The sequence below is a fragment of the Aeromonas aquatica genome (assembly GCF_000764655.1).
Lineage (GTDB): Bacteria > Pseudomonadota > Gammaproteobacteria > Enterobacterales > Aeromonadaceae > Aeromonas > Aeromonas aquatica.
Window position 1 is genome coordinate 83130 of sequence record NZ_JRGL01000118.1, and the last position, 23651, is coordinate 106780.

Genomic DNA, 23651 nt, shown 5'->3' on the forward strand with positions numbered 1-23651 from the left:
TGATAAACAACCGAAAAAGGGTGGCAAAGGGTCATCAAACTCCCTTAGGGTTAGGTGCCAACAGATTCGAAAGGAGAGCACCTTGCACGGACCCGACCCCACCAATCCCCATCCCATGAATGGCTTCCCCCAGGTGTGCTTTATCAAGAACACCATCAAGGGGCCCAATATCGAGGTGGGTGACTACAGCTACTACGACGACCCGGAAGATTCGGCAGGCTTTGAGCGCAACGTCCTCTACCACTTCCCCTTCATCGGCGACAAGCTCATCATCGGCAAGTTCTGCGCCATCGCCCGCGGGGTCAAGTTCATCATGAACGGCGCCAACCACCAGAGCTCCGGCTTCTCCACCTACCCCTTCTTTATCTTCGGCAACGGCTGGGAGAGCACCGCCCCCGCACCGGGCAGCCTCCCCTACAAGGGGGATACCGTCATCGGCAACGACGTCTGGATAGGCTATGACGCCCTGATCATGCCGGGCGTCAAGGTCGGCAACGGCGCCATCATCGCCGCCCGCTCCGTGGTCACCGGCGACGTGCCCGACTACGCCGTCGTCGGCGGCAACCCAGCCCGGGTGATCCGCTACCGCTTCGACGACGACACCATAGCCCGCCTCAACACCCTCGCCTGGTGGAACTGGCCGGTGGAGCAGATCAGCCGGAATTTGAAATTGATTGGTGGTGGGGATATTACGGAGTTGGAGAGGGTGGGTTTATAGCAAACCATCTGGAGACATCGAGGAGAGCCTCCCCATCCGATCGCAGCACAGCGGTCTGCCCCTTGGAGAGAACACATCAATCCCCCAGACCATTGCGTTATATGCGAATTTAATTCAATCAGGCCCCACAGGAGTTATCCAAATGACCGCACCAACACCTGCTTTCACTGTCGTCCACTCAACGCCGCTCGTCGAAACCTATCGCTATCTTCGAACAGCTGCGGGACTTAGCTCGAAGACTATTGAGGCCGCAGAACGTGGCCTGCCCAATACGCTGTTTGCCGTCCAGATATTTTGCGGTCAGACCGCAATCGGCATGGGTCGTATCATCGGAGATGGCGGGACATTTTATCAAGTCGTTGATATTGCAGTCCTGCCTGAATATCAGGGTCAAGGTGTAGGCAAAAAGATCATGGCGGAGATCGCGGACTATATCGCCCGCGAAGTGCCGGAATCAGGCTATGTCAGCTTGCTGGCAGATGGGCAGGCTCAGCGACTCTATCAGCAATTCGGTTTCTCACTCACGGCTCCTGCCAGTGTTGGCATGGGGCTTAAGCGGGTTGCCGTCGAAAAGGCCTAACCATTCATCCAAATGAAAAAGCAGGACAGCCCAGGACATTCCAACCACTTGCCAATGCCAATCTCGTTATTCGCCCCTTCGAACCGACTGATGCCGATGAGTTTGTCCGCGCGGCGCACGAATCCATCGAGACGGTCGGCACCTGGATGAGCTGGTGCACTCCCTCATTCAATCGGGACAAGGCGCTAGGGTGGTTTGCCACCTGCGAACAGGATCGTGCGGCGGGGCGTGCCTATGATATGGGCCTCTTTTGCGCAGTCGCCTGCCAGCTACTGGGTGGCGTCGGTATCAATCAGCTGGCTCCCCATCATCGCTACGGCAATATCGGCTATTGGGTAAGACAATCCCGACAAGGCCACAGCATCGCCCGGCAGGCGGTCGCCCTGTTATGCGACTTCGGTTTTCGGCAGCTGGGCCTGTTCAGGCTGGAGATTGTGGCAGGCGCCGGCAATTCGGCGAGCGAGGCCGTGGCTATCGCCGTTGGCGCCACTTTCGAATGTCGGGCCAAAAATCGTATCTTCCTCCATGGCCAACCTCTGGATGCTCATGTGTACTCCCTCATCCCCGCCAAGATAAAGATCCAAGCAGAGCCACTCCGTTGCAGTACCATAACCTTCTCTGAAAAAGGCGGCACGTTGTCCATGAAGTGATTCATTGGCTGCCGGGCCATGGCCACATCCCTCACAAGCCATCTTCCCCTATGGCCATGATGTCACCTATTGAATCGTCCTCTCAATGTCTGCCAGACATTAACAACATCACGGCTAGCATGATAAATACTGCACCAAATATTAAATTCAAACGCTTTAAATGAGATGGCTCAGAGAGATATCGCAATAAAACATGAGAGAAAGATGCATATGACAACATTGCGATGCAGTCCACCAAAACAATGAAAAAGCCAAGTTTAATATATTGATAACCACTATCTGAACCGTCGACAAACTGCGGAAGAAACGCGACCAAAAACACAATGGATTTTGGATTTGTTAGATTGACAACAAAACCATTAACCAAGCTATTTAACTTGCCGCCTTGCGTCTCAGTATTACGCAACACGATATTCCCTGAGTTTTTTATTTTCATCACACCCAAGTAAATAAGATAGCCTCCACCTATATATTTTATGAAATCAAACGCAACTTCTGATGATGCCACAAAGGTTCCTAGTCCGACACTTACAATGGTGAGGTGAACCAGCAGTGCCAGTTGCAAACCAATAATATTGTACCTGGCTTGAACTATGCCGCCTTCTATCGATCTTGACATAGTTGCAATGGCGCCCGCCCCTGGAGAAAAACTAAAGGCGACACAGCTAAAAACAAATGCCAGCATGATACTAAATGTCATAATACTTCCTTTGAAAGGGCTATTTATCGACTACCACTCCGACAAATAGCACCTCGATTTAACCCATTAAAGCTAGTTTAGATGGTCAGCATATCTGCGGAGCCGAATCCAAACCGTCGATTAACAGATAATGCTATTGCATTGCGGTAAGAACATAGCATGTGGTAGCATGTTTCTCATATTTAGCATTTTGTTAATCCTCACTTAATGGCGATGTTAATGCTGGCTATAAATGATATAAAATTTTTTATTACAATTGCTGCCTGCAAAAACTTCTCCACCGCAGCAAAACAACTCAATGTTTCGGCACCTTATGTTACTCAGAAGCTCAGGTCCCTCGAGGAAAAGCTTGGACTTATTCTGATTGAACGACAGGGTCGACAACTAAAAGTCACCGAGCATGGCCAGATATTGATCGACATGGGGTCAGGAATTATCAGACAAATGGCCTCAATTGAAGAATCGCTAAGAGCGGCCAAGGATGACCTGTGCGGCCATATCAATATAATTGCACCTATTGGTTTCGGTGAGAAAAAACTGTCTCCCATTATTGGCCAATTCAAGCAGCAATACCCGGCAGTATCCATCGATCTTACCCTGTCCGATCGCCCTTCTTGGACAGACTCCCCTCTCCAACCTGACATCATGTTTTATATTGGTGAATTAACCCAGGCACATCTCTATAGAATGGTCATCTCGCCCACTCGTCGTGTCCTCTGTGCATCACCAGACTATATTTCCACCATGCCAGACCTGACAACACCAGAACAACTGATGACTAATCAGCATGATTGCATCGTATTGAGGGAAAATAATGAAGATGTTTCCCTCTGGCGTTTCCAGCATATCGAATCAGGCAGAGAATGTCGTCTCAGGGTGACGCCTTCACTTACCAGCAATATTGCCGATGTGGTGAAGCAGTGGGCTCTAGATGGATTGGGCATAATCAATCGTTCGGAATGGGACCTTATTACTGAGCTCAATACTGGTACTTTGGTAGAGCTCCTCCCAGAATATGCTTTACCACAAGTTGACATTGTCGCACTTATGGCCACAGGTGAGAGTGCCCGTTCCCGTAAAATCAGTAGATTTCTGGAATTCGCCAAAGACAGACTCAAAGAGACACTTTAATAACTAACTCTAAAATGAGTGGTGGCACCTGTCATTTAAACATTCCTTGTAGATAACACAGAATAACAGGATGCAATGAACAAAGTTAAATGCATCCTGTTATAGCCAGCCAGAAACCTATATACGCTTGTGGTCCAGCTAACTGGCTTTATTACCTCCCCAAAAACGGTTCCCAATCCTTGAACACCGGCTGCAACCCCGCTTGCCTGACAGCGGCGGCAACTTCGCCGAGGGCGCGATCGTCGTGGATGGCGAACTGCTCCAACTCCTCCTCATCCCCTTCCGCGTAGCCGCCAGGCTGGGTGCGCGACTCCGCCGACATCTGGGTGATACCGAGGCGCAGGGCGCCGTTGCGAAAGGCCGGCGATTCCCGGGTGGAGAGAGACAAGTCCAGGGTCGGCGAGAGCAGGCGCCAGGCGCAGATGAGCTGCACCAGCTGGCGGTCCGTCATGGTCACCTCGGGCTGCAGACCGCCGGTGCAGGGGCGCAGCCGCGGGAAGGAGAGGGAATAGCGGCTCTGCCAGTGGTGGCGCTCCAGCCAGCTCAGGTGCTCGGCCACGAAATAGCTGTCGGCGCGCCAGTCCGGCGACAGGCCGATCAGGGCACCGAGGCCAATCTTGTCGATGCCGGCGCGGCCCAGCCTGTCCGGGGTGGCGAGGCGCCACTCGATATCCTGCTTGTTGCCGCGCAGGTGGTGGCGGGCGTAGGCCGGGGCGTGATAGGTCTCCTGATAGACCATGACCGCATCCAGCCCGAGCGTCTTGAGCTCGGCATACTCGGCCTGCGACAACGGCTGCACCTCCATCGCCAGGGTGCTGAAGTGGCGGCGGATCTGTGGCAGGTGCTGGCGAAAATAGGCCATACCCACCTTGGTCTCGTGCTCGCCGGTCACCAGCAGCACGCTGTCGAAGCCGCGCGCCTTGAGGGCCAGACACTCGCGCTCGATTTCCTCGGCATTCAGGGTCTTGCGCTTGAGGCGGTTGCTCATGGAGAAGCCACAGTAGGAGCAGTCGTTGGCGCAGAGGTTCGACAGATAGAGCGGCACGTAGAAGCCGACTGTGTTACCGAAACGCTGGCGGGTGAGGCGCTCCGCCAGCTCCGCCATCTGCGGCAGGAAGGGCTCGGCGGCCGGGGAGATCAGCGCCATGAAGTCATCCAGGCCGCGCCGTGGGTTGGCCAACGCCAACTCCACGTCCCGCGCCGTCTTGGCGCGGATGCTCATGCCCACATGATCCCAGTCCAGCTCGCGCCAGCGGTCGGCAAAATCCAACCCCCTCCCGGCCTCCCCCTTGGGAGGGGGAGGAGTGCAGGGCTCAACCAATTCAAGTGCCGCTTCAGCCGGTTCCCTCACCCCCGGCCCCTCTCCCAATGGGAGAGGGGAGCATGCAGACACCACATCTTGCCCCATGCTCTGGCTCATAGCGCCTCCAGAAAATCGGTAAGCGGGCTGGAGGCCTGGGCCTGGCTGCCACGCGCCCCCAATCCGGCCAGATAGGCGCCGCGACCGGCCTCGCAGGCCAGCGCGAAGGCGCGGCCCATGGCGACAGGATCCCCGCTCACGGCGATGGCGGTGTTGACCAGCACGGCGTCGGCACCCAGCTCAAAGGCCGCCGCCGCGTGGCTGGGGGCCCCGATCCCCGCATCCACCACCACGGGCACCTTGGCCTGCTCGACGATGATCGACAGAAACTCCCGGGTCACCAGCCCCTGATTGGAGCCAATGGGGGCGCCGAGCGGCATGACGGCGGCGCAGCCCACCTCTTCGAGCCGCTTGCACAGCACGGGATCGGCGCCGCAATAGGGCAGCACCACGAAGCCTTCTTTCACCAGCTGTTCCGCAGCCTTGAGCGTCTCTATGGGATCGGGCAACAGGTATTTGGGATCGGGGTGGATCTCCAGCTTGAGCCAGTTGGTACCGAGCGCCTCCCGGGCGAGCCGGGCGGCAAATACCGCCTCGGCGGCGGTCTTGGCGCCCGAGGTGTTGGGCAGCAGCTTGACCCCGAGGGCCAGCAGCGGAGTGAGGATGTCGTCGTGGCGCTTGCCCGGCTCCAGCCGCTTGATGGCCATGGTCACCAGTTGGGAGCCGCTTGCCTCGATGGCGGCGGCCATCAGCTCCGGACGGGCGAACTTGCCGGTGCCGGTGAAGAGACGGGAAGAAAAGGTGTGGTTCGCAATGGTCAGCATCTCAGCCTCCCGCAATGGCGGTGAAAAGGTGGATCTCGTCCCCGTCACTGAGGCGGGTCTCTGACCAGCGGCTACGGGGCAGCACGGCGCCGTTGAGGGCCACCGCCACCCCCTGGGGGGCAATCTCCTGCACCGCCAGCAGCTCGGTCAGACTCTGGCCGGTGGGCAGCGTCAGCTCGATATCGTTCAATCGAATATTCATTGGTCATCCTTATGGCTGCCACACACCGGGCAAGCGGGATCGGCGGGCAGCTGCAGGCACTGCCACTCATGGGTCAGGGCATCGAAGCGGCGCAGGGTGCCCGCCACCGGGCTGGGGCGCCCGAGCAGCAGTTTCAGTGCCTCCAGCGCCTGCAGGGAACCCATCACTCCCACTAGCGGGCCGGTGACACCGCTGCTCTGGCAGCTCTCCCTTACTTCGGTATCCGCCGGGTAGAGGCAGGCGTAGCAGGCATGCTCAGGGGCGCTGCGCGCCATCAGCTGACCCTGCCAGCCGACGGCGGCGGCGGAGATCCAGGGCTTGCCCTGCACTACGCAGGCGGCGTTGATGGCGTGGCGGGTCGCCAGGTTGTCACAGCAGTCGATCACCAGATCCACCTCGGCCACGAAGGCCGGCAGGCTAGCCCCATCGAGGCGCTGGTTGATGGCGATCAGCTCCACCAGCGGGTTGTGGGCCGCCAGTCGCTCCCGGGCCAGCTCGGCCTTGGAGCGGCGCAGGCCCTCGCCATCGAACAGGATCTGGCGCGGCAGATTGCTGGAATCCAGGATGTCGCCATCGGCGAGCCACAGCGTGCCCACTCCGGCCCCGGCGAGATAGAGCGCCAGCGGCGAGCCGAGGCCACCGAGACCGACGATCAGTACCGACTTGCCCTTGAGCCGCGCCTGCCCCTCCTCCCCAATCTCGGCGAGCATCAGCTGGCGGCCATAGCGCAGATACTCTTCGTCACTTAAAGATGCCTCGTCAGAGAGCATGGCTGGCCTCCTTTTCCTGGTTAGGCAGGGCCGACAGTGGCTCGTCCCCGGCCCCGACGGCGGCCAGCAGACGGACGGTGGCCCCCTGCCAGTCATCGCTGGCGGTGATGGCGGAGACCAGGGCTATGCTGCCCACCCCGCTCTCCTGCACCGGCCCCACCCGATCCTCGCCTATGCCGCCTATGGCCACGGTCGGCCAGTCGCGCATCAGGGCACGGTAGTGGTGCAGCCGCACCAGCCCCTGGGGGCGGGACGGCATCTGCTTGGTGTTGGTGGGGAAGATATGGCCGAGGGCAATGTAAGAAGGTGCCAGTTCCCGGGCCCGCATCAGCTCGAAGTAGCCGTGAGTGGAGATGCCGAGGCGCAGGCCGGCGGCCTGGATGGCGGCGAGATCCGCCGTCTCCATGTCCTCCTGGCCCAGGTGCACGCCATAGGCACCAGCGGTGATGGCTTGCTGCCAGTAATCGTTGATAAAGAGCCGGGCCCCGAAGCGGCGGCCGAGCGCCACCGCCTCGACGATGGCGGGCATCACGGCGTCGGCGGGCAAGTCCTTGATACGCAGCTGCAGTGTCTTGACCCCGGCTTTCAACAGCCGCTCGAGCCACGGCACCGAATCCACCACCGGATAGAGGCCGAGGCGATGCTCGGTCCCGGCGAAGGGACCCTCCGGCAGGCGGGCCTCGCTGGCGGGATAGAGGCCGAAGCGGTGATCCAGCGCAGAGCCCGCCAGCAGGGCGCGGGGGAACTGGGCGAGATCCCTGGGCCAACCGAGGTGGGCGATGGGGCCTGGGCCGGCACCAACCCCCTGCGCGGCCGCCAACCCTTGCTGCAGGTAGGCGCGCGCCAGGGTGATGGCATCCTCCAGCGGATAATCCAGCGCCACGACGGCGGCGATAGCGCTGGCGTAGCAGCAACCGGTGCCGTGGCCGTGGCGAGTCGCCAGGCGCGGCGCGGCCAACCAGAACTCCCTGTGCTCATCCTGGTAGTAGTCGAGGCAGAGCTCGCCACTCCACGCCAGATGCCCCCCCTTGACCAGCACGGCGCGGGCGCCGAGTTCGCGCAGCCGGGCGGCCCCCGCCCGCACCAGCGCGGGGCTGGTCGCCGGGATGCCGGTCAGTGCCTCCAGCTCGGGGCCGTTGGGGGTGATGAGAGACAGCCTTGGCAGCAGGTGCTCGCGCACCGCCGCCAGCATGTTCGGCTCGGCCATGGGGGTGCCGCTGCTGGCGATGGCCACCGGGTCATAGACCACGAAGGGGGCGGCGATCACCTCCAACCGGCGTGCCAGCACCTCCACATGGAGCCGGGTCGGCAGCAGGCCTATCTTGATGGCGGCCGGCGGCAGATCGACGCCGAGGGCGTCGATCTGGGCGCAGAAGCTCTGCATCAGCACGGGATCCACCATCTTCACCGCCACCGAGTTCTGGGCGGTGATGGCGGAGATGACGGAGCAGCCGTGCACGCCGAGGCTGTGCATGCTGTGCAAATCCGCCTGGATGCCGGCGCCGCCCCCCGAGTCGGAACCGGCTATGGTCCAGACGATGGGCTTGGTGCTCATGCTTCTTCCCGCTCCTCTTTGAGGGCCGCCGCCTGATGGTAGAGCTCGCCCCCCTTCTCCTTGAAAGTTTCCGCCATCTTGGCCATGCCGCTCTCCACCTCGGCCTGCACCCGCTGTTGCTGGCCATCCATGCCCACCAGCTTCACCTCTATGGTCTCCAGCTTGGCGGCATCGAGCTTGGCGGCGTAGTCACGTACGTCCTGGGTGATCTTCATGGAGCAGAACTTGGGGCCGCACATGGAGCAGAAGTGGGCCACCTTGCCGGACTCCTGGGGCAGGGTCTCGTCGTGGTAGGCACGGGCTGTCTCGGGATCCAGCGCCAGGTTGAACTGATCCTCCCAGCGGAACTCGAAGCGCGCCTTGGACATGGCGTTGTCGCGGATCTGGGCGCCGGGGTGACCCTTGGCGAGATCGGCGGCGTGGGCGGCGATCTTGTAGGTGATGAGCCCCTGCTTGACGTCCTCCTTGTTCGGCAGCCCCAGGTGCTCCTTGGGGGTGACGTAGCAGAGCATGGCGCAGCCATACCAGCCGATCATGGCGGCACCTATGCCGGAGGTGAAGTGATCGTAGCCGGGGGCTATGTCTGTGGTGAGCGGGCCCAGGGTGTAGAAGGGCGCCTCGTGGCAGTGCTCCAGCTGCTCCGTCATGTTGCGCTCGATCATGTGCATGGGCACGTGACCCGGCCCCTCGATCATCACCTGGACGTCGTACTCCCAGGCGATCTTGGTCAGCTCGCCCAGGGTGTGCAGCTCGGCGAACTGGGCCTCGTCGTTGGCGTCATAGACGGAGCCGGGACGCAGGCCATCCCCCAGGGAGAGCGCCACGTCATAGGCGGCGCAGATTTCGCAGATCTCGCGAAAATGCTGGTAGAGGAAGTTCTCCTTGTGGTGGGACAGGCACCACTTGGCCATGATGCTACCGCCGCGGGATACGATACCGGTGAGGCGCTTGGCGGTCATGGGCACGTAACGCAGCAGGACGCCGGCGTGGATGGTGAAGTAATCCACCCCCTGCTCGGCCTGCTCCAGCAGGGTGTCGCGGAACAGCTCCCAGGTCAGCTCCTCGGCGATGCCGTTGGTCTTCTCCAGCGCCTGATAGATGGGCACAGTACCGATGGGGACAGGGCTGTTGCGCAGGATCCACTCGCGGGTCTCATGGATGTAGCGGCCGGTGGAGAGATCCATGACGGTGTCGGCGCCCCAGCGGGTGGACCAGACCAGCTTCTCCACTTCTTCCTCGATGCTGGAGGTGACCGCCGAGTTGCCGATGTTGGCGTTGATCTTCACCAGAAAGTTGCGGCCGATGATCATGGGCTCGGCTTCCGGGTGGTTGATGTTGCTGGGGATGATGGCGCGGCCGGCGGCCACCTCATCGCGCACGAACTCGGGGGTGATGTTTTCCGGCGGGCGGGCGCCGAAGCCCTGACCCGGATGTTGGCGCAGCAGCAGCTCGGAGCGCACCCGCTCGCGGCCCATGTTCTCGCGAATGGCGATGAACTCCATCTCGGGGGTGACGATACCCTGGCGGGCATAGTGCAGCTGGGTCACCCGGCGACCCGGCTTGGCACGCAGCGGCTTGGGCAAGTTATCGAAGCGCAGGTGATCCAGCCCCTCGTCGGCGAGGCGCTCCTGGGTGAAGGCGGAGCTCAGGCCATCGAGGGATTCGGTGTCGCCCCGCTCCAGCACCCAGGCTTCCCGCAGGCGCGGCAGGCCGCGGCGCACGTCGATCTCGGCCTGCTCGTCGCCGTAGGCGCCCGAGGTGTCGTAGACAGGCACCGACTCATTGGCCTCGAACTTGGGGTGCTCCTCGCTGCCACCGACGAAGGTGTCGGCCAGGGAGATCTCCCGCAGCCCGACCCGGATGTCGGGGCGCGAGCCCTGGATGAAGATGCGTCTGGAGTTGGGATGGGCCATGCCCTTGAGGTTATCGATAAAGGTTTGGGCGCTGGCGCGCTGCTGGCGGCGGCTGGCGACGGCTGGCTTGATCTGTTCAGATACGGCGTTTTCTGAAACGGACTGTGCTTCTGGAGCGGACTGTACTGGGGTAGACATAGCAAAACTCACATTAACTGGTTGAAGTTATGGGTGTTTGCTTGTCTGGAGTTCGAGGAGAAGTGATGAACCTGTGGGTGAGATGTGCTTCAAGAGGGAGCGAGCCCGGGATCTGTGCTTCCCTGCTCTGCTGTCTGGCTCCCCCCTGTTCGGGCGGGCCGTGCGGCGCCTCGATGGACAGACCGGACGGGACAGACTCCCTCTCGTGCACCCTGACTCATCGCGGGATTGACCCCTTCGATGAGCGGGAGAGGCTTGTCCCTCTCCCCGCGCGGCAACCCACTGGTTACCCTTGTTTCCCTTCGCAGGTTCTAGCCTGATCAGGTTCCACGGATCCCGAATTAACGGTCTCAGCTTCGCGTCGTTCGACGGTCGGCACTCCGACAAGATGGCGCCAGTATATACGGCCCATCTGTTAACTCAACCATGATTTTTTCACTACAATGAATGCTGTTCATTAACATAGGGATGGTGTGCATTATGAACCACAAAAAAACATGTATTCTTGGCATGTTCTGCTTTGGGTTATATGGATGCGACAGTAGTAATGACAGCAAGACTCTGGCTGAACAATTTACTTATGACCCTGCGACACAAGTCATAGAGGATGACCCACACACTTCAGTGTTTATTTCAGCCTTGAATATGACTGGATTAGACACCAGCAAGATAAAAAATATATCCTTCCATATCAAGACAAAAGACGACAACTTCGCCAAACCCGTCTCTGCTACCTATGATTGGAACTACCTGTCCAGCAATGGGTTATATAACACCGCAAATAACAACGTACAGATTCCAATATTTGGCCTCTACAGCAACTATCTCAATGAACTCACGATAGATATTCAGTATATCGATGACAGTATCTACTCATTTCAGAAGATGGTCCCTGCTGCCGCCTATGTCGACAGCGTGGGTATTTATGACAACGTAGGCATCAGCATCAAGCCGACCGCCACACCGAGTTACAGTTATTTTTATTTGAAAGGACAACTCAAGACTCCCATTATTATGGATATAGATGGTGAAGTACGTTGGGATGCTGATATAAAAAGAAATTCCAACCCATCAATTTTCATCAACAATACTTTTTGGACAGGAAACTTTAAGGGGGCTGCTACCGCTATCGATACTGTGTCTCTATATGGAAAAACTGGTATGTTAAATGTCAGTGGCACAAAGATGGGTAGCGACGCCTACTTTCATCACAATATAGATCCAGGCAAGCATGGAGTGCTGGTTGAATTGGATGGTACTATCGACGGGGTATTAAAAATAGAGTCGTTTTTAAGTGAAATAGATAGAAATGGTACGGTAATCAAGGAATGGGATATCGGTAAAATATTCTCTGAATATATGCTGCAAGAGGGCGATGACCCCAGAAATTTTGTCAGAGATGGCGTGGACTGGTTTCATATGAATGCCGCTACCTATGATCCTGCCGATGACACCTTACTGATCTCCAGCCGCGAAAACTTCGTGGTAAAGCTGGATTACAACACGGGTAAAATCATCTGGTTGCTGGGGGACGAGACCAAACACTGGCACTCCTATCCATCGCTACAGAAGCTAGCCTTGTCTCTCTCTACAGGTCAGACGCCCATTGGACAGCACGCCCTATCGATAACCCAGAATGGGCAACTGATACTGTTCAATAATGGGTTGAGAAGCCTCAACAACCCACTTGGTACCCCTGCCGGTATAGATCTCGCTACCAGCCAGGCCGCCATCTTCGACATTGATAGTCAGAACAGAACTGGTCAGATGGCATGGAACTTTGATGATGGCCTCTACTCGGATATATGCTCCAGCATTTACGAGGACAAGTTGTCTACCCAAGGGGATTATTTGATCAACTATGCGGCAATCGACAATAGAACCCGTGTCGTCATTCAGGGGATCAACAAGGATAAACAAGAACTATTTGAATTTACCTATCCTAGTCCAAGGCCCTGTGACACTTCATGGAATGCGACCCAGATTCCTCTCGAGAATATCCACTTCCAATAAGTGACAAGGTCGCGCCACCCCGTGGCGCGACCTCCTTAGTCATCCTCAGGATTGGGGATCAGCACCTCGGTCAAGCGTCCATCCTCATCGCGGCTCAGCACCAGCCTGAGGCCCGGTTGCAGGTCGGCGGGGCTGCCGTTGAGCCAGCGGGTGCCGGCATCAAACACCAGCACTCCCAGCTCCTGCAGCAACAAGGTCTCCCCTGCGGTAGCGAGCAGCCTGTCCTCCGCCCGCAGCCACTGGCTGCTCTGCGCCAGATCCGGCGCCGTGGCGAGCACCCGGATCTGCTGGGCAACGCCGTACCGGCTCAGGATGGCGAGCCGCATGCCGGGCTTGAGATCGTCGGGCTGGTTCACCCCGGTCAGCGCGGCGCTGCCCAGCTCCAGTTCGGCACCCTGAAATTGCAGGCGGATGCCGTCGTTGTGCTCCAGCTCCACCAGCCAGAGTTCGGCCTCGGTGGCCAGGGTGCAAAACGGTAACACCCACAGCAGCAATGCGGTTCTGGTCATAGCAAACAGGCCCATGGTCAACCGGCGATGAGGTTTAACTATGGGCCTGGATGGGCACTTTTTCCGGTCGGCGCTGCTGTGGGCGCCTCAATCATCTTCACGGCAGCGGCTCAGACGCATGCCATCGAACCGGCACTCCAGCTCCAACCAGCGCCCTTCGAACGGCGCCAGGCTGTCGTCCGAGGTGACATAGCCCCAGATCCGCCCCTGGGCCACAGGTCCTTCCAGCTCCATCTGGTCTTTTTCTTCCAGCGTCTCCACCTCGCGGATCAGCCGCTGCTCCCCCTGCACCACCCCTTCCAGATCGACCCAGCTGCCCCCGAGATCGTCTTCACTCAGCCCATCCTTGAAGCGGGTCTGGCCGTCGATCGCGAAGGGGATGCCGTTGACCATCAGCTGGCCCAGTTGCCAGGTGGTGCGGCCGGTCAGCTTGAACTCGGCCGACTGCACAGTGCCAAATGGCAGCAAGATGAGCAGCAGGAGAGCACAGAGAGGCTTCTTCATCGGGGATCCTCGGGGTTACACTGGCACACAGGATGGCGTATCCGCTGTGAAATAACCGTGAAATATCGGTCGAGACCAGGAGATCAGAACATGAAAATACTGGTGGTGGAAGACAATCCCCAGGTCGCGGAAACCATCATGGATTATCTGGAGCTGGCGGGGCACCGGCTGGACTGCGCCTATCACGGCCAGGCCGCCCTGCAGTTGCTGGCGGAGCAGCGCTTCGACGTCATCATCATGGATGTGATGATGCCGCGCCTCGATGGCCTGCGCACCGTCGAGCGGCTGCGGGCCGACGGCATTGCGACACCCGTGCTGTTTCTCACCGCCCGCGATGGCCTGGACGACAAGCTGGCCGGCTTTCGCGCCGGCGGCGATGACTACCTGGTCAAGCCGTTCGCCATGGAGGAGCTGGAGGTCAGGCTGCAGGCGCTGGCCCTGCGCGGCCCCCGCACCGATCTGGGGGCGCTTCGCTTCGGCGAGCTGGAGGTGGATCCCGCCAGTGGCCGCGCCAGCCGTGCCGGCGTCGAGTTGAAACTCGGCAAGATCCCGTTCCGGATCCTGACCCTGCTCACCCGCCGGGCCCCGGCCCTGGTCAGCCGCCAGGAGGTGCTCGACACCGTCTGGGGGGATGAGGAGCCCGACTCCGATGCCCTGCGCAGTCACATCTATGCCCTGCGCAACGCGCTGGACAAGCCCTTCCCCACCCCCATGCTGGAGACCCTGCACGGTCAGGGTTACCGACTGGTGAAGCCTGGGAGCGAGCATGCCAATGACAGCTGACGCGCAGGTGGCGCCATGAGCCTGCCCAGTCTGCGTCGCCGGCTGATCCTGGCGCTGGGCGGGGCCGGGCTGCTGCTGCTGGTGATCCTCAGCCTGCTGATGGTGGTGGCCGAGGACAAGATGGAGGAGCTGAGCCTGCGCCACTGGCTGGAGGCCGAAGTCACCCGCTACAACGACGACTGGCTGCGGCTCGGCACCGCGGCCCCGGCACCCAGCCCGCGTCAATTCTCCAGCTACTGGACCGAGCACGGCCGCCTGCCCGCCTGGCTCAAGGCCTACCAGAGCCCGGGCTTCTTCGAGCACCAGCTCGGCAAGGAGGACAAGCACTTCCTGGTGCGGCCCCACCCCTCGGGCCAGGGCCTGCTCTATCTGGTGTTCAACGATGACGCCGACGACTATCTGGACCCTTACGAAGACAAGCTGCATCTGGTCACCCGCTTGATCGGGCTGGCCCTGCTGCTGGGCTGCATCGCATTCGGCATCTGGCTGGTGCGCCACATCACCCGGCCGCTCGAGCGACTGCGTCAGCGGGTCGCCCACCTCACCCCGGATCAGGCGGACTTCGTGCCGGACGCCCCCTGGCAGGAGCTGCGGGAGATCGAGCTGGCGCTACTGGCAGGCAAGCAGGAGGTGGCTGCGGTGTTCGCCCGCGAGCAGGAGTTCAGCCGCTTCGCCAGCCACGAGCTGCGCACCCCCAACATGGTGATCCAGGGTTCCGCCGCCCTGCTCGGCAAGGTGACGGACTTGCCCGCCCCCGCCGCCCGGGCGGCCAGCCGCATCCGCGCCGCCAGCGACGAGATGGCGCTGCTCACCGAGACCTTCCTGCTGCTGGGGCGCAAGGAGGCGGTCGAGCGCCCCCCGCAACGGGTGGCGCCGCTGATCCGGCGGGAGCTGGCTCGGCTCGCCCCCCTGTTGCAACGGGAAAGCCTGGACATCCGACTCAGCCTCGACGAGCAGAGCGAGGTGCAGGCCCCGCTCTCCCTGCTGGCCATCGCGCTCGGCAACCTGCTCAAGAATGCCCTCAGCTACGCCGATGGTCACATCGAGATAGTGCTGACAGGGCAGACCCTCACCATCAGCAATCCCACCGCGGCGGCGCCGGATCAGATCCTCGGCTACGGCTGCGGCCTGACCATCATCCAGCGCATCTGCGAGAAGCTGGGCTGGCGGATCGCCACCCGGCTGGAGGGGGGCCTCTTCAGCGCCAGGCTGGAGATGCTGGCCACCCCATCCCAGCTCCCCAACCCCTCCTCCCCGGACGGCTAAGGCTAGAAACGACAAGGCGCCCGAAGGCGCCTTGTCTGTTCCAATCATCCCTGGTCACCGTCGTCACTCGGCCGGCTTGTGCTTGCGACTCGCCTTGAGCTCCAGGAAGTCGATGATCTTGCCCGCCACGTCCTTGCCGGAGGCCGCCTCCACCCCCTGCAGGCCCGGCGAGGAGTTCACCTCCAGCACCAGCGGGCCGCGGGCGCTGCGCAGAATGTCCACCCCGGCCACATCCAGTCCCATGATCTTGGCGGCCTGCACCGCAGTCGCCCGCTCTTCGGGGCTTATCTTGATCGCCTCGGCGGTGCCGCCACGGTGCAGGTTGGAGCGAAACTCCCCCGGCTGGGCCTGACGACGCATGGCCGCGACCACCTTGCCGTTGACCACCAGGCAGCGGATGTCGGCGCCGTTCGCCTCGCGGATATACTCCTGCACCAGGATGTTGTTGTTGGTCTGGATGAAGGCCTCGATCACGCTCTCGGCGGCCTTCTGGGTCTCGCACAGTACCACCCCTATTCCCTGGGTCCCCTCCAGCAGCTTCACCACCAGCGGCGCCCCGCCCACCATGGTGATGAGATCCGGCACGTCGTGAGTACTGTGGGCATAGCCGGTGATGGGCAGGCCTATGCCGTGGCGGGAGAGCAGTTGCATGGCGCGCAGCTTGTCGCGGGAGCGGGAGATGGCCACCGAGCTGTTGAGGGCCATGGTGTTCATCATCTCGAACTGACGCAGCACGGCGGTGCCGTAGAAGGTGATGCTGGCACCGATGCGCGGGATCACGGCGTCATAGCTCTCCAGCTCCCGTCCTTCGTAATGAATGGAGGGGCTGTGGGAGGCGATGTTCATGTAGCAGCGCAGGGTGTCGAGCACCTCGACCTGATGACCACGGGCCCGTGCCACCTCGACCAGGCGGCGGGTGGAGTAGTTATTGGGCTCGCGGGATAAAATGGCAATATTCATGGAAATGGCAGACCTGATAATCGGACTGGAGAGTATAAGGTGCCATGAACGTCTGGCAACGCCAATCCTTTCCCCTCACCATGTGTCTTTCTGCAAGATCGCCCTAAAACAGATTCAATGCGGACCGCGCAGCAGCTGTTGCAGCTCGAGCAGCAAGCCCACCTCCTGCAGGCGGCGGGCCGTCGTCCCCTGCCACCCCTTGGCGGGAAGAGGCGCCAGCAGGGTCTCGGCGATGCAGTCGCGATAGAGTGGCCCCTCCAGTTGCCAGCGCTGCAGCACGCCGTTCTCATGATGATGCAGCCAGGCCTGATTGCCGCTGCGCAGCAGCTCCAGCCGTCGCCCATCTTTCAGCAGGAGACTGAGCCCCTTCTTCTCCACCCCGGGCCCGGCGTATTTGTCGAGCCAGAGGGTCAGCGGCACCCCGGCCGCCTCACCGCGCAGGCAGGCACGCCCCTCGGCGGTACGCAGATCCCCGAGCACGATGGGCTGCCCCAGCCGATCGCAGACGCCCTCGGCGATCAGATGCAGGCTGTCGCCCCCGCCGAGGGCCACCAGCAGCTCGCGGATCATCGCCAGCACATGGGTGCCGATGTCGAGGATGACGCCATCCGGATGGTGGAAGGTCCGTTGATCCGGCTCGCCGGTCGCGAAGTTGAGGGCGAAGGGGTGACCTTGCTCATCGATCCCGCAGGGCTCCAGCAGGAAGCCCTCCACCTCGGCCACATCCTGGATGGTCGCGGGCCGAACCCGGGCCTCGCCAGTCAGCGGCTGCCAGTCGGCCCCCAGCGTGCCGCTCAGCAGCCGTTGCACCGCGGTGCGGGCCATCCAGTGATCCAGCGCCAGCACCCGGCCCGCCACTGCGGGATCGGCCAATAACGCCTGCAAGCGGTCGTGCTGGGCCAGGCTGGCCACCACGGGCTTCTCCACCAAGATAAGAGGAATGCGGCTTGCCAGCGCCTGCTCCAGCACCGGCAGGTGCAGCAGGGAGGGGGTGGCAATGACCAGCCTGTCCAGCGGCAAGGCCAGCAGGGCCTCCAGACTCTGGGCCTGATTCACCCCCGACAGCGTCAGATCCGGGTCAAAACCCCATATTTCAGCATCTTCTGCCAATGCAGCGAGCGCAGGCAGATAGGCCGTCTGCACCACGGCCCCCAGGCCGACAAATCCAATCTTCATCATCACCTCGATTCAGGGTCCATGGACCCGTGAATGGGCCAACCGGGTGGCCAGGTCACACCGAGCTGGCGCAGGCAAGGTGACACGCCCAGAGGAGGCATCACCTTCATATCAATAAAAAGGGGAAGCTGGCTCAATGGAGGGGGCCGACCCCGCTTTGCTCCATGCGCCAGCGCAGTACAGCCCGATCAAAGTCTGCCCTGGCCCGGGTGATGTATCGCTGCGACCGTTGCAGAAAGCACGCGAGATGATCCCGATGGATCTGCGCCCGCTTCACCACGAACCGGGCAGGTTCATGGGAAGTACCGTCCCGCCGCTTGCGTTCACGCCACTCTACCCTGTGGTTTAACCCTTCACGTAGGGCCACCATCTCCGGCGAGTCATAGAAGCGATCGCGCTCATGGAAGAAACCGGCCAGCGCAGAGGCAGATACATCCAGAGCCCGACAGAACACCTTGAAATCGATGTATCCCTCTTCATCCGCTTCGGCCAGACAGCGGGCAATCAACACCTCATCCGGCCATGCCTCATCATCTCTTGCCTTGTCCATTTCCTCTCCTGACCACTTACACCCGATCAATGCAGGTTAGGCCCCAGCCAGCGCTCGGCTTCCACCAGGGTCATACCCTTGCGCACGGCGTAGTCTTCCACCTGATCCTGCTGGATCTGCGCCACCGCAAAGTACTTGCTGTCGGGATGGGAGAAGTACCAGCCGGACACCGCCGCCCCCGGCCACATGGCGTAGGACTCGGTGAGCTTCATGCCGATGGCCTGCTCGACGCCCAGCAGCTCCCAGATACTGCCCTTCTCGGTGTGCTCAGGGCAGGCCGGGTAACCGGGGGCCGGGCGTATGCCCTGATAGTTCTCGCGAATGAGCTCCTCGTTGCTGAGGGCCTCATCTTGGGCATAACCCCAATGCACCTTACGTACCTGCTCGTGCAGGTACTCGGCGAAGGCTTCCGCCAGGCGGTCGCACACCGCCTGCACCAGAATGGCATTGAAATCATCATGCTGGGCCTTGTAGGCGTTGGCGATGGCCTCCTCGCCTATGCCGCCGGTCACCGCAAAGGCGCCGATCCAGTCCGGCTTGCCGCTCTCTTTCGGCGCCACATAGTCCGCCAGGCAGTAGTTCGGGAAGCCCTGCTTCTCGCTCTGCTGGCGCAGGTGGTGCAACACCTTGCGCACCTCGGTGCGCGATTCGTCGGTATAGACCTCGATGCTGTCGCCGACGCCGTTGGCGGGGAACAGGCCTATGATGCCGGCGCAGCGCACGCTGCCATCCCGCTCGAGCTGATCCAGCATGGCGTTGGCATCGGCAAACAGCTTGGTCGCCTCCTCACCGACGACTTCGTCCTCCAGGATGCGCGGATACTTGCCCGCCAGCTCCCAGCTCAGGAAGAAGGGCGTCCAGTCGATGTAGGGCCGCAGCACCGAGATGGGCACGTTTTCGAAGTTCTGCACGCCAGGCTCGCGGGGGGCTGGCGGCTGATAGCCGACCCAGTCCAACTGCTGGCGGTTGGCGCGGGCATGGGCCAGGCTGACCGGCTTGGATCTCGGTTGCTTGCGGGCATGCTGCTCCCGGGCTATCTCGTACTCCTTGTCGATGCGGGCCACGAAGGCGGGCTTGAGCTCGGGATTGAGCAGGCTCTGGGCCACCCCGACCGCCCGCGATGCGTTCGACACATAGACCACGGGTTCGGAGTAGTTCTGCTCTATCTTGACCGCGGTGTGCGCCTTGGAGGTGGTGGCGCCACCGATCAGCAGCGGCAGTGTAAACCCCTGACGCTCCATCTCCTTGGCCACGTGCACCATCTCGTCGAGGGAAGGGGTGATCAGGCCGGACAATCCGATCATGTCGGCATTCACTTCCCTGGCGGTCTTGAGGATCTTCTCGCAGGAAACCATGACCCCGAGATCGACGATTTCGTAGTTGTTGCACTGCAACACCACGCCGACGATGTTCTTGCCGATGTCGTGCACGTCTCCCTTCACCGTGGCCATCACTATCTTGCCGTTGCTGGAGCCCCCCTCCTTCTCCTGCTCGATATAGGGCTGCAGGTAGGCCACCGCCCGCTTCATCACCCGCGCCGACTTCACCACCTGGGGCAGGAACATCTTGCCCGCGCCGAACAGATCGCCGACCACGTTCATGCCGTCCATCAGCGGCCCCTCGATGACGTGCAGCGGCTTCTCGGCCCCGGCCCGCGCCTCTTCGGTATCCTCCTCGATGAAGTCGGTGATGCCCTTGACCAGGGCGTGCTCCAGCCGCTTGCCCACCGGCCAGCTACGCCACTCCTGATCCCGCGGATCCTCGGCCTGGGCCCCGGCGCCGCGATACTTCTCGGCGATGGCCAGCAGATCCTCGGTGGCGTTGTCGTTGAGGTTGAGCACCACGGCGATGACTTTCTCTTTCAACTCCGCCGGAATGTCCTCGTAGATGGCGAGCTGACCGGCGTTGACTATGCCCATGTCCATGCCGTTCTGGATGGCGTGGTAGAGGAAGACGGCGTGAATGGCTTCCCGTACCGGCTCGTTGCCACGGAAGGAGAAGGAGACGTTGGAGACGCCGCCGGAGATCATGGCGTGAGGCAGGTTGTCCTTGATGTCCTTCACCGCCTCGATGAAGTCCACCGCGTAGTTGTTGTGCTCGTCGATGCCGGTGGCGACGGCGAAGATGTTGGGATCGAAGATGATGTCTTCCGGCGGGAAGCCGACCCTGTCCACCAGGATCCGGTAGGCGCGCTGGCAGATCTCGAACTTGCGGGCGCGGGTATCGGCCTGGCCCACCTCGTCGAACGCCATCACGATGACGGCGGCGCCGTAGCGACGCAGCAGTTTGGCCTGCTGGATGAACTTCTCCTCCCCCTCCTTCATGGAGATGGAGTTGACCACCGGCTTGCCCTGCACGCACTTGAGGCCCGCCTCCAGCACCTCCCACTTGGAGGAGTCGATCATCACCGGCACCCGGGCGATGTCCGGCTCGCCGGCGATGAGGTTGAGGAAGCGCACCATGGCCGCCTCGGCGTCCAGCATCCCCTCGTCCATGTTGATGTCGATGATCTGGGCGCCGCTCTCCACCTGCTGCTTGGCCACGTCCAGCGCCTCGTCGTAGAGCCCCTCCTTGATCAGCCGCTTGAACTTGGCCGAGCCGGTGACGTTGGTGCGCTCCCCCACGTTCACGAACATGGACTCCGCGGTGATGATCAGCGGCTCGAGGCCGGAGAGCCGGCAGGCTACCGGCAGCTCGGGCAGGGCGCGCGGTTTGATGCCCGCCACGGCGTCCGCCATGGCGCGGATGTGGGTAGGGGTGGTGCCGCAGCAGCCCCCCACCAGGTTCAGGAAGCCGCTCTGGGCCCACTCGCGGATGTGCTCCGCCATCTCATTCGCATCCAGATCGTACTCGCCGAAGGCGTTGGGCAGACCGGCGTTGGGGTGGGCGCTGACACAGGCTTCGCTGATGCGCGACAGCTCCTCCACGTACTGGCGCAGCTCGTCCGGGCCGAGCGCACAGTTGAGGCCGAAGGACAGCGGTTTAACGTGGCGCAGGGAGTGGTAGAAGGCTTCTGTGGTCTGGCCGGAGAGGGTGCGACCGGAGGCATCGGTGATGGTGCCGGAGATCATCACCGGCAGGGCATGGCCGAGCTCCTCGAACACCAGATCCACCGCGAAGGCGGCGGCCTTGGCGTTGAGGGTATCGAAGATGGTCTCGATCAGGATGATGTCGGCGCCGCCCTCGATGAGGGCGTGGGTCGATTCGGTGTAGGCGACCACCAGCTGGTCATAGGTGACGTTGCGCTTGCCCGGATCGTTGACGTCCGGCGAGATGGAGGCGGTGCGGTTGGTCGGGCCCAGGACCCCGGCCACGAAACGCGGCTTGTGGGGCTCTCTTGCCGTCCACTCATCGGCGACGGCGCGGGCGAGGCGAGCGGCCTCCCGGTTGATCTCGGCAGAGAATTCTTCCATCTCGTAATCGGCCATGGCGATACGGGTGGCGTTGAAGGTGTTGGTCTCGAGGATGTCGGCCCCGGCGGCGCAATACTGATCGTGGATCTCGCGGATGACCGCCGGTTTGGTCAGCACCAGCAGATCGTTGTTGCCCTTGATGTCGGTATGCCAATCGGCAAAACGCGCACCGCGATAATCGGCCTCACCCAGCTTGTAGCCCTGGATCATGGTGCCCATGGCGCCATCGATGATCAGGATCCGTTCCTTCAGGCTCGCTTCCAACCCCTGTTTCTTGTTCAGCTTTTCGTTAGACACCGCTCGTTCCTCTTACATCCATGCCACTGAGTTAACCTCATCCTAACAGCAAACGAATGGTATGGAAATCTAGCCGTCTATCTGTCCGTGCGGTTGATTAAATATAACCATAAATAGGTAATGAGTACCCCCTGAGCCGAGAGTACCCTATGCCCGTCCTCAATGGGGATACGTGCTTGCTGTTTACTAAAGAGAAAAATAACTATGAGCGTCTACTACACACTCTGCTTCCTGGCAGCCCTGGCGATCTTCATCGCCTTTGCCAACCAGTATGTGGTGAAGATCCAGACCACCATCGCCATCACGGCAGGATCCATGCTGATCTCCGCCCTGCTGGTGCTGTTTGGTAAGCTGGGTTGGTTCAATCTGGAACCGCTGGCCGTCGAGACCATGGAGAGCATCGACTTCCAGAACTTCCTGCTGAAGGGGATCCTGGGCTTCCTGCTGTTCGCCGGCGGACTCGGCATCAATCTGAAGGCCCTGCGCAGTCAGAAGTGGGAGATCACCATCCTCTCCATAGTGGCGACCCTGCTCTCCACTTTCCTCATCGGCTATGGCTTCTGGTTCATCGCCAAGCTGCTGGGCTGGGAGCTGCCGTTGGTCTACTGCATGCTGTTCGGTGCACTGATCTCCCCCACCGACCCCATCGCCGTGCTGGCCATCGTCAAGAAGATGAAGGCGCCACCCCAGATCGCCATCCAGATCGAGGGGGAATCCCTGTTTAACGACGGGGTCGGCCTGGTGATCTTCGCCACCGTGTTTGCCGTCGCCTTCGGCGGGGTCGAACCGACCTTCGGCAGCGTGGCCGGCCTGTTCTTGCACGAGGCCCTCGGCGGCATCCTGTTCGGCGCCGTGCTGGGGCTCATCGCCCACGTGATGATCAGCGCCACCGACGACGGCTCCCTCGAGCTGCTGCTGACGCTCTGCATCCCGACCGCGGGCTTCGCCTTCGCCAACATGATCGGCGTCTCCGGCGCCCTGGCCATGGTGGTCACCGGCATCATGATCGGCAACTGGACCCGCCAGTCCGGCTTCTCCGAGCAGAGCCGCCACCACCTGGATCACTTCTGGGAGTTGATGGATCAGTTCCTCAACGCCCTGCTGTTCCTGCTGATCGGCCTGGCACTGGTGCTGCTGGATCTGGCCTGGCAAGACTGGATCCTGCTGGTCATCGCGGTGCCGCTCTGCCTGGCCGCCCGCTTCATCAGCGTGTCCCTGCCCTACGTCGCCTTCCGCCGTTTCCGCAGCTACAACACCTTCTCCATCCGCATCCTGACCTGGGGCGGCCTGCGCGGCGGCCTGGCCATGGCCATGGCACTGGCGCTGCCCTCCGGCGTCATGGTGCTGCCGGAGCAGGGTGTCGATCTGCGGGAGGTGATCCTGGTGATGACCTACTCGGTGGTGATGTTCTCCATCGTGGTACAGGGCATGACCATCACGCCCATGATCACCGCGGCCAAAAAGGCCAGCGGCAGCTACTAAGCCGAGGGGGAAACCTCATAAGGCGATGTCTAGTCCTGAAATAGGTTTACACATTTTCGTCTAGCTTCACGTGACTCAGAACCCCCGATGTACCGCATCGGGGGTTCTGTATTTCAATGCCAAGTGAGGTCGCTCCAGGTTGTAAATATCCACCGCC

The 23651-nt window shown here is 61.1% G+C and carries 20 protein-coding genes, 1 pseudogene and 1 riboswitch; of the genes and pseudogenes, 8 read left to right on the forward strand and 13 right to left on the reverse strand.

Features of this window, described 5'->3' with window-relative positions; genetic code table 11:
• The first annotated feature begins 82 nt into the window (after positions 1-82).
• The 3 genes and pseudogenes from LG30_RS0115015 to LG30_RS0115025 form a co-directional block, all read left to right on the forward strand.
• Positions 83-718 carry a Vat family streptogramin A O-acetyltransferase gene (locus LG30_RS0115015; protein ID WP_033131505.1) on the forward strand — a complete coding sequence of 212 codons (636 nt, stop codon included), beginning with the start codon at positions 83-85 and terminating at the stop codon, positions 716-718.
• A 142-nt stretch (positions 719-860) separates the two neighbouring features.
• Entirely contained in the window at positions 861-1298 is a 438-nt protein-coding gene (locus LG30_RS0115020; RefSeq protein WP_033131506.1) for a GNAT family N-acetyltransferase, read from the forward strand.
• A gap of 2 nt (positions 1299-1300) precedes the next feature.
• Positions 1301-1867, forward strand: a pseudogene (locus tag LG30_RS0115025) (GNAT family N-acetyltransferase); the annotation flags it as partial.
• A 163-nt stretch (positions 1868-2030) separates the two neighbouring features.
• Here the strand turns inward: LG30_RS0115025 and LG30_RS0115030 are convergent.
• Positions 2031-2648: a LysE family transporter gene (locus LG30_RS0115030; protein ID WP_033131507.1), complete on the reverse strand. Its 618-nt coding sequence runs from the start codon at positions 2646-2648 to the stop codon at positions 2031-2033.
• A 219-nt stretch (positions 2649-2867) separates the two neighbouring features.
• Between LG30_RS0115030 and LG30_RS0115035 the strand changes: the two genes are divergently transcribed.
• Positions 2868-3779 carry a LysR family transcriptional regulator gene (locus LG30_RS0115035; RefSeq protein WP_033131508.1) on the forward strand — a complete coding sequence of 304 codons (912 nt, stop codon included), beginning with the start codon at positions 2868-2870 and terminating at the stop codon, positions 3777-3779.
• A gap of 151 nt (positions 3780-3930) precedes the next feature.
• Here the strand turns inward: LG30_RS0115035 and thiH are convergent, their stop codons facing one another.
• Genes thiH through thiC form a run of 6 tightly spaced genes read right to left on the reverse strand, consistent with a single transcriptional unit; the run spans position 3931 to position 10541 of the window.
• Positions 3931-5199: a 2-iminoacetate synthase ThiH gene (thiH, locus tag LG30_RS0115040; RefSeq protein ID WP_152599320.1), complete on the reverse strand. Its 1269-nt coding sequence runs from the start codon at positions 5197-5199 to the stop codon at positions 3931-3933.
• Entirely contained in the window at positions 5196-5963 is a 768-nt protein-coding gene (locus LG30_RS0115045) for a thiazole synthase (RefSeq protein WP_033131510.1), read from the reverse strand. Before LG30_RS0115045 ends, thiH begins: the two co-directional genes overlap by 4 nt.
• A 1-nt stretch (position 5964) precedes the next feature.
• On the reverse strand, positions 5965-6165 hold the full coding sequence (thiS, locus tag LG30_RS0115050) for a sulfur carrier protein ThiS (protein ID WP_033131511.1): 201 nt from the start codon (positions 6163-6165) through the stop codon (positions 5965-5967).
• Positions 6162-6935 (reverse strand): HesA/MoeB/ThiF family protein, encoded by a 774-nt coding sequence (locus LG30_RS0115055; RefSeq protein WP_033131512.1) that lies wholly within the window; start codon positions 6933-6935, stop codon positions 6162-6164. The genes thiS and LG30_RS0115055 overlap by 4 nt, the downstream gene beginning before the upstream one ends.
• On the reverse strand, positions 6925-8490 hold the full coding sequence (gene thiE, locus LG30_RS0115060) for a thiamine phosphate synthase (protein WP_033131513.1): 1566 nt from the start codon (positions 8488-8490) through the stop codon (positions 6925-6927). Before thiE ends, LG30_RS0115055 begins: the two co-directional genes overlap by 11 nt.
• Entirely contained in the window at positions 8487-10541 is a 2055-nt protein-coding gene (thiC, locus tag LG30_RS0115065) for a phosphomethylpyrimidine synthase ThiC (RefSeq protein ID WP_052101124.1), read from the reverse strand. The genes thiE and thiC overlap by 4 nt, the downstream gene beginning before the upstream one ends.
• 279 nt (positions 10542-10820) lie before the next feature.
• A riboswitch (TPP riboswitch) is annotated at positions 10821-10934 on the reverse strand.
• Between the two features lie 87 nt (positions 10935-11021).
• Between thiC and LG30_RS21655 the strand changes: the two genes are divergently transcribed.
• Positions 11022-12554, forward strand: coding sequence for an aryl-sulfate sulfotransferase (locus LG30_RS21655; RefSeq protein WP_161785835.1), 1533 nt, complete (start codon positions 11022-11024; stop codon positions 12552-12554).
• A 35-nt stretch (positions 12555-12589) separates the two neighbouring features.
• Here the strand turns inward: LG30_RS21655 and LG30_RS0115075 are convergent, their stop codons facing one another.
• Positions 12590-13063 carry a hypothetical protein gene (locus LG30_RS0115075; protein ID WP_033131531.1) on the reverse strand — a complete coding sequence of 158 codons (474 nt, stop codon included), beginning with the start codon at positions 13061-13063 and terminating at the stop codon, positions 12590-12592.
• Between the two features lie 87 nt (positions 13064-13150).
• A complete protein-coding gene (locus tag LG30_RS0115080; RefSeq protein ID WP_033131514.1) occupies positions 13151-13567 on the reverse strand; it encodes a hypothetical protein in 417 nt (138 codons plus the stop codon).
• A 90-nt stretch (positions 13568-13657) separates the two neighbouring features.
• Between LG30_RS0115080 and LG30_RS0115085 the strand changes: the two genes are divergently transcribed.
• Positions 13658-14350 carry a response regulator transcription factor gene (locus LG30_RS0115085; RefSeq protein ID WP_033131515.1) on the forward strand — a complete coding sequence of 231 codons (693 nt, stop codon included), beginning with the start codon at positions 13658-13660 and terminating at the stop codon, positions 14348-14350.
• Between the two features lie 15 nt (positions 14351-14365).
• Positions 14366-15616 carry a sensor histidine kinase gene (locus LG30_RS0115090; protein WP_033131516.1) on the forward strand — a complete coding sequence of 417 codons (1251 nt, stop codon included), beginning with the start codon at positions 14366-14368 and terminating at the stop codon, positions 15614-15616.
• Between the two features lie 63 nt (positions 15617-15679).
• On the opposite strand, the gene rimK is transcribed toward LG30_RS0115090, so the two are convergent.
• From rimK to metH, 4 genes are all read right to left on the reverse strand, one after another.
• Positions 15680-16576: a 30S ribosomal protein S6--L-glutamate ligase gene (rimK, locus tag LG30_RS0115095; protein WP_033131517.1), complete on the reverse strand. Its 897-nt coding sequence runs from the start codon at positions 16574-16576 to the stop codon at positions 15680-15682.
• 114 nt (positions 16577-16690) lie between these two features.
• Positions 16691-17752: a Gfo/Idh/MocA family oxidoreductase gene (locus tag LG30_RS0115100; RefSeq protein ID WP_033131518.1), complete on the reverse strand. Its 1062-nt coding sequence runs from the start codon at positions 17750-17752 to the stop codon at positions 16691-16693.
• Between the two features lie 133 nt (positions 17753-17885).
• Positions 17886-18302, reverse strand: coding sequence for a hypothetical protein (locus tag LG30_RS0115105; protein ID WP_033131519.1), 417 nt, complete (start codon positions 18300-18302; stop codon positions 17886-17888).
• A 26-nt stretch (positions 18303-18328) separates the two neighbouring features.
• On the reverse strand, positions 18329-22012 hold the full coding sequence (gene metH / locus LG30_RS0115110) for a methionine synthase (RefSeq protein ID WP_033131520.1): 3684 nt from the start codon (positions 22010-22012) through the stop codon (positions 18329-18331).
• A 204-nt stretch (positions 22013-22216) separates the two neighbouring features.
• On the opposite strand from metH, the gene LG30_RS0115115 reads away from it, so the two are divergent.
• Positions 22217-23494 carry a cation:proton antiporter gene (locus tag LG30_RS0115115; RefSeq protein WP_033131521.1) on the forward strand — a complete coding sequence of 426 codons (1278 nt, stop codon included), beginning with the start codon at positions 22217-22219 and terminating at the stop codon, positions 23492-23494.
• The last annotated feature ends 157 nt before the right edge of the window (positions 23495-23651 follow it).

What these genes read in the sequence shown, in the direction of transcription:
- LG30_RS0115020 (WP_033131506.1), top strand. Translation starts at nt 861, where the DNA reads ATGACCGCACCAACACCTGCTTTCACTGTCGTCCACTCAACGCCGCTC.
- LG30_RS0115030 (WP_033131507.1), bottom strand. Translation starts at nt 2,648, where the DNA reads ATGACATTTAGTATCATGCTGGCATTTGTTTTTAGCTGTGTCGCCTTT.
- LG30_RS0115035 (WP_033131508.1), top strand. Translation starts at nt 2,868, where the DNA reads ATGCTGGCTATAAATGATATAAAATTTTTTATTACAATTGCTGCCTGC.
- thiH (WP_152599320.1), bottom strand. Translation starts at nt 5,199, where the DNA reads ATGAGCCAGAGCATGGGGCAAGATGTGGTGTCTGCATGCTCCCCTCTC.
- LG30_RS0115045 (WP_033131510.1), bottom strand. Translation starts at nt 5,963, where the DNA reads ATGCTGACCATTGCGAACCACACCTTTTCTTCCCGTCTCTTCACCGGC.
- thiS (WP_033131511.1), bottom strand. Translation starts at nt 6,165, where the DNA reads ATGAATATTCGATTGAACGATATCGAGCTGACGCTGCCCACCGGCCAG.
- LG30_RS0115055 (WP_033131512.1), bottom strand. Translation starts at nt 6,935, where the DNA reads ATGCTCTCTGACGAGGCATCTTTAAGTGACGAAGAGTATCTGCGCTAT.
- thiE (WP_033131513.1), bottom strand. Translation starts at nt 8,490, where the DNA reads ATGAGCACCAAGCCCATCGTCTGGACCATAGCCGGTTCCGACTCGGGG.
- thiC (WP_052101124.1), bottom strand. Translation starts at nt 10,541, where the DNA reads ATGTCTACCCCAGTACAGTCCGCTCCAGAAGCACAGTCCGTTTCAGAA.
- LG30_RS21655 (WP_161785835.1), top strand. Translation starts at nt 11,022, where the DNA reads ATGAACCACAAAAAAACATGTATTCTTGGCATGTTCTGCTTTGGGTTA.
- LG30_RS0115075 (WP_033131531.1), bottom strand. Translation starts at nt 13,063, where the DNA reads ATGACCAGAACCGCATTGCTGCTGTGGGTGTTACCGTTTTGCACCCTG.
- LG30_RS0115080 (WP_033131514.1), bottom strand. Translation starts at nt 13,567, where the DNA reads ATGAAGAAGCCTCTCTGTGCTCTCCTGCTGCTCATCTTGCTGCCATTT.
- LG30_RS0115085 (WP_033131515.1), top strand. Translation starts at nt 13,658, where the DNA reads ATGAAAATACTGGTGGTGGAAGACAATCCCCAGGTCGCGGAAACCATC.
- LG30_RS0115090 (WP_033131516.1), top strand. Translation starts at nt 14,366, where the DNA reads ATGAGCCTGCCCAGTCTGCGTCGCCGGCTGATCCTGGCGCTGGGCGGG.
- rimK (WP_033131517.1), bottom strand. Translation starts at nt 16,576, where the DNA reads ATGAATATTGCCATTTTATCCCGCGAGCCCAATAACTACTCCACCCGC.
- LG30_RS0115100 (WP_033131518.1), bottom strand. Translation starts at nt 17,752, where the DNA reads ATGAAGATTGGATTTGTCGGCCTGGGGGCCGTGGTGCAGACGGCCTAT.
- LG30_RS0115105 (WP_033131519.1), bottom strand. Translation starts at nt 18,302, where the DNA reads ATGGACAAGGCAAGAGATGATGAGGCATGGCCGGATGAGGTGTTGATT.
- LG30_RS0115115 (WP_033131521.1), top strand. Translation starts at nt 22,217, where the DNA reads ATGAGCGTCTACTACACACTCTGCTTCCTGGCAGCCCTGGCGATCTTC.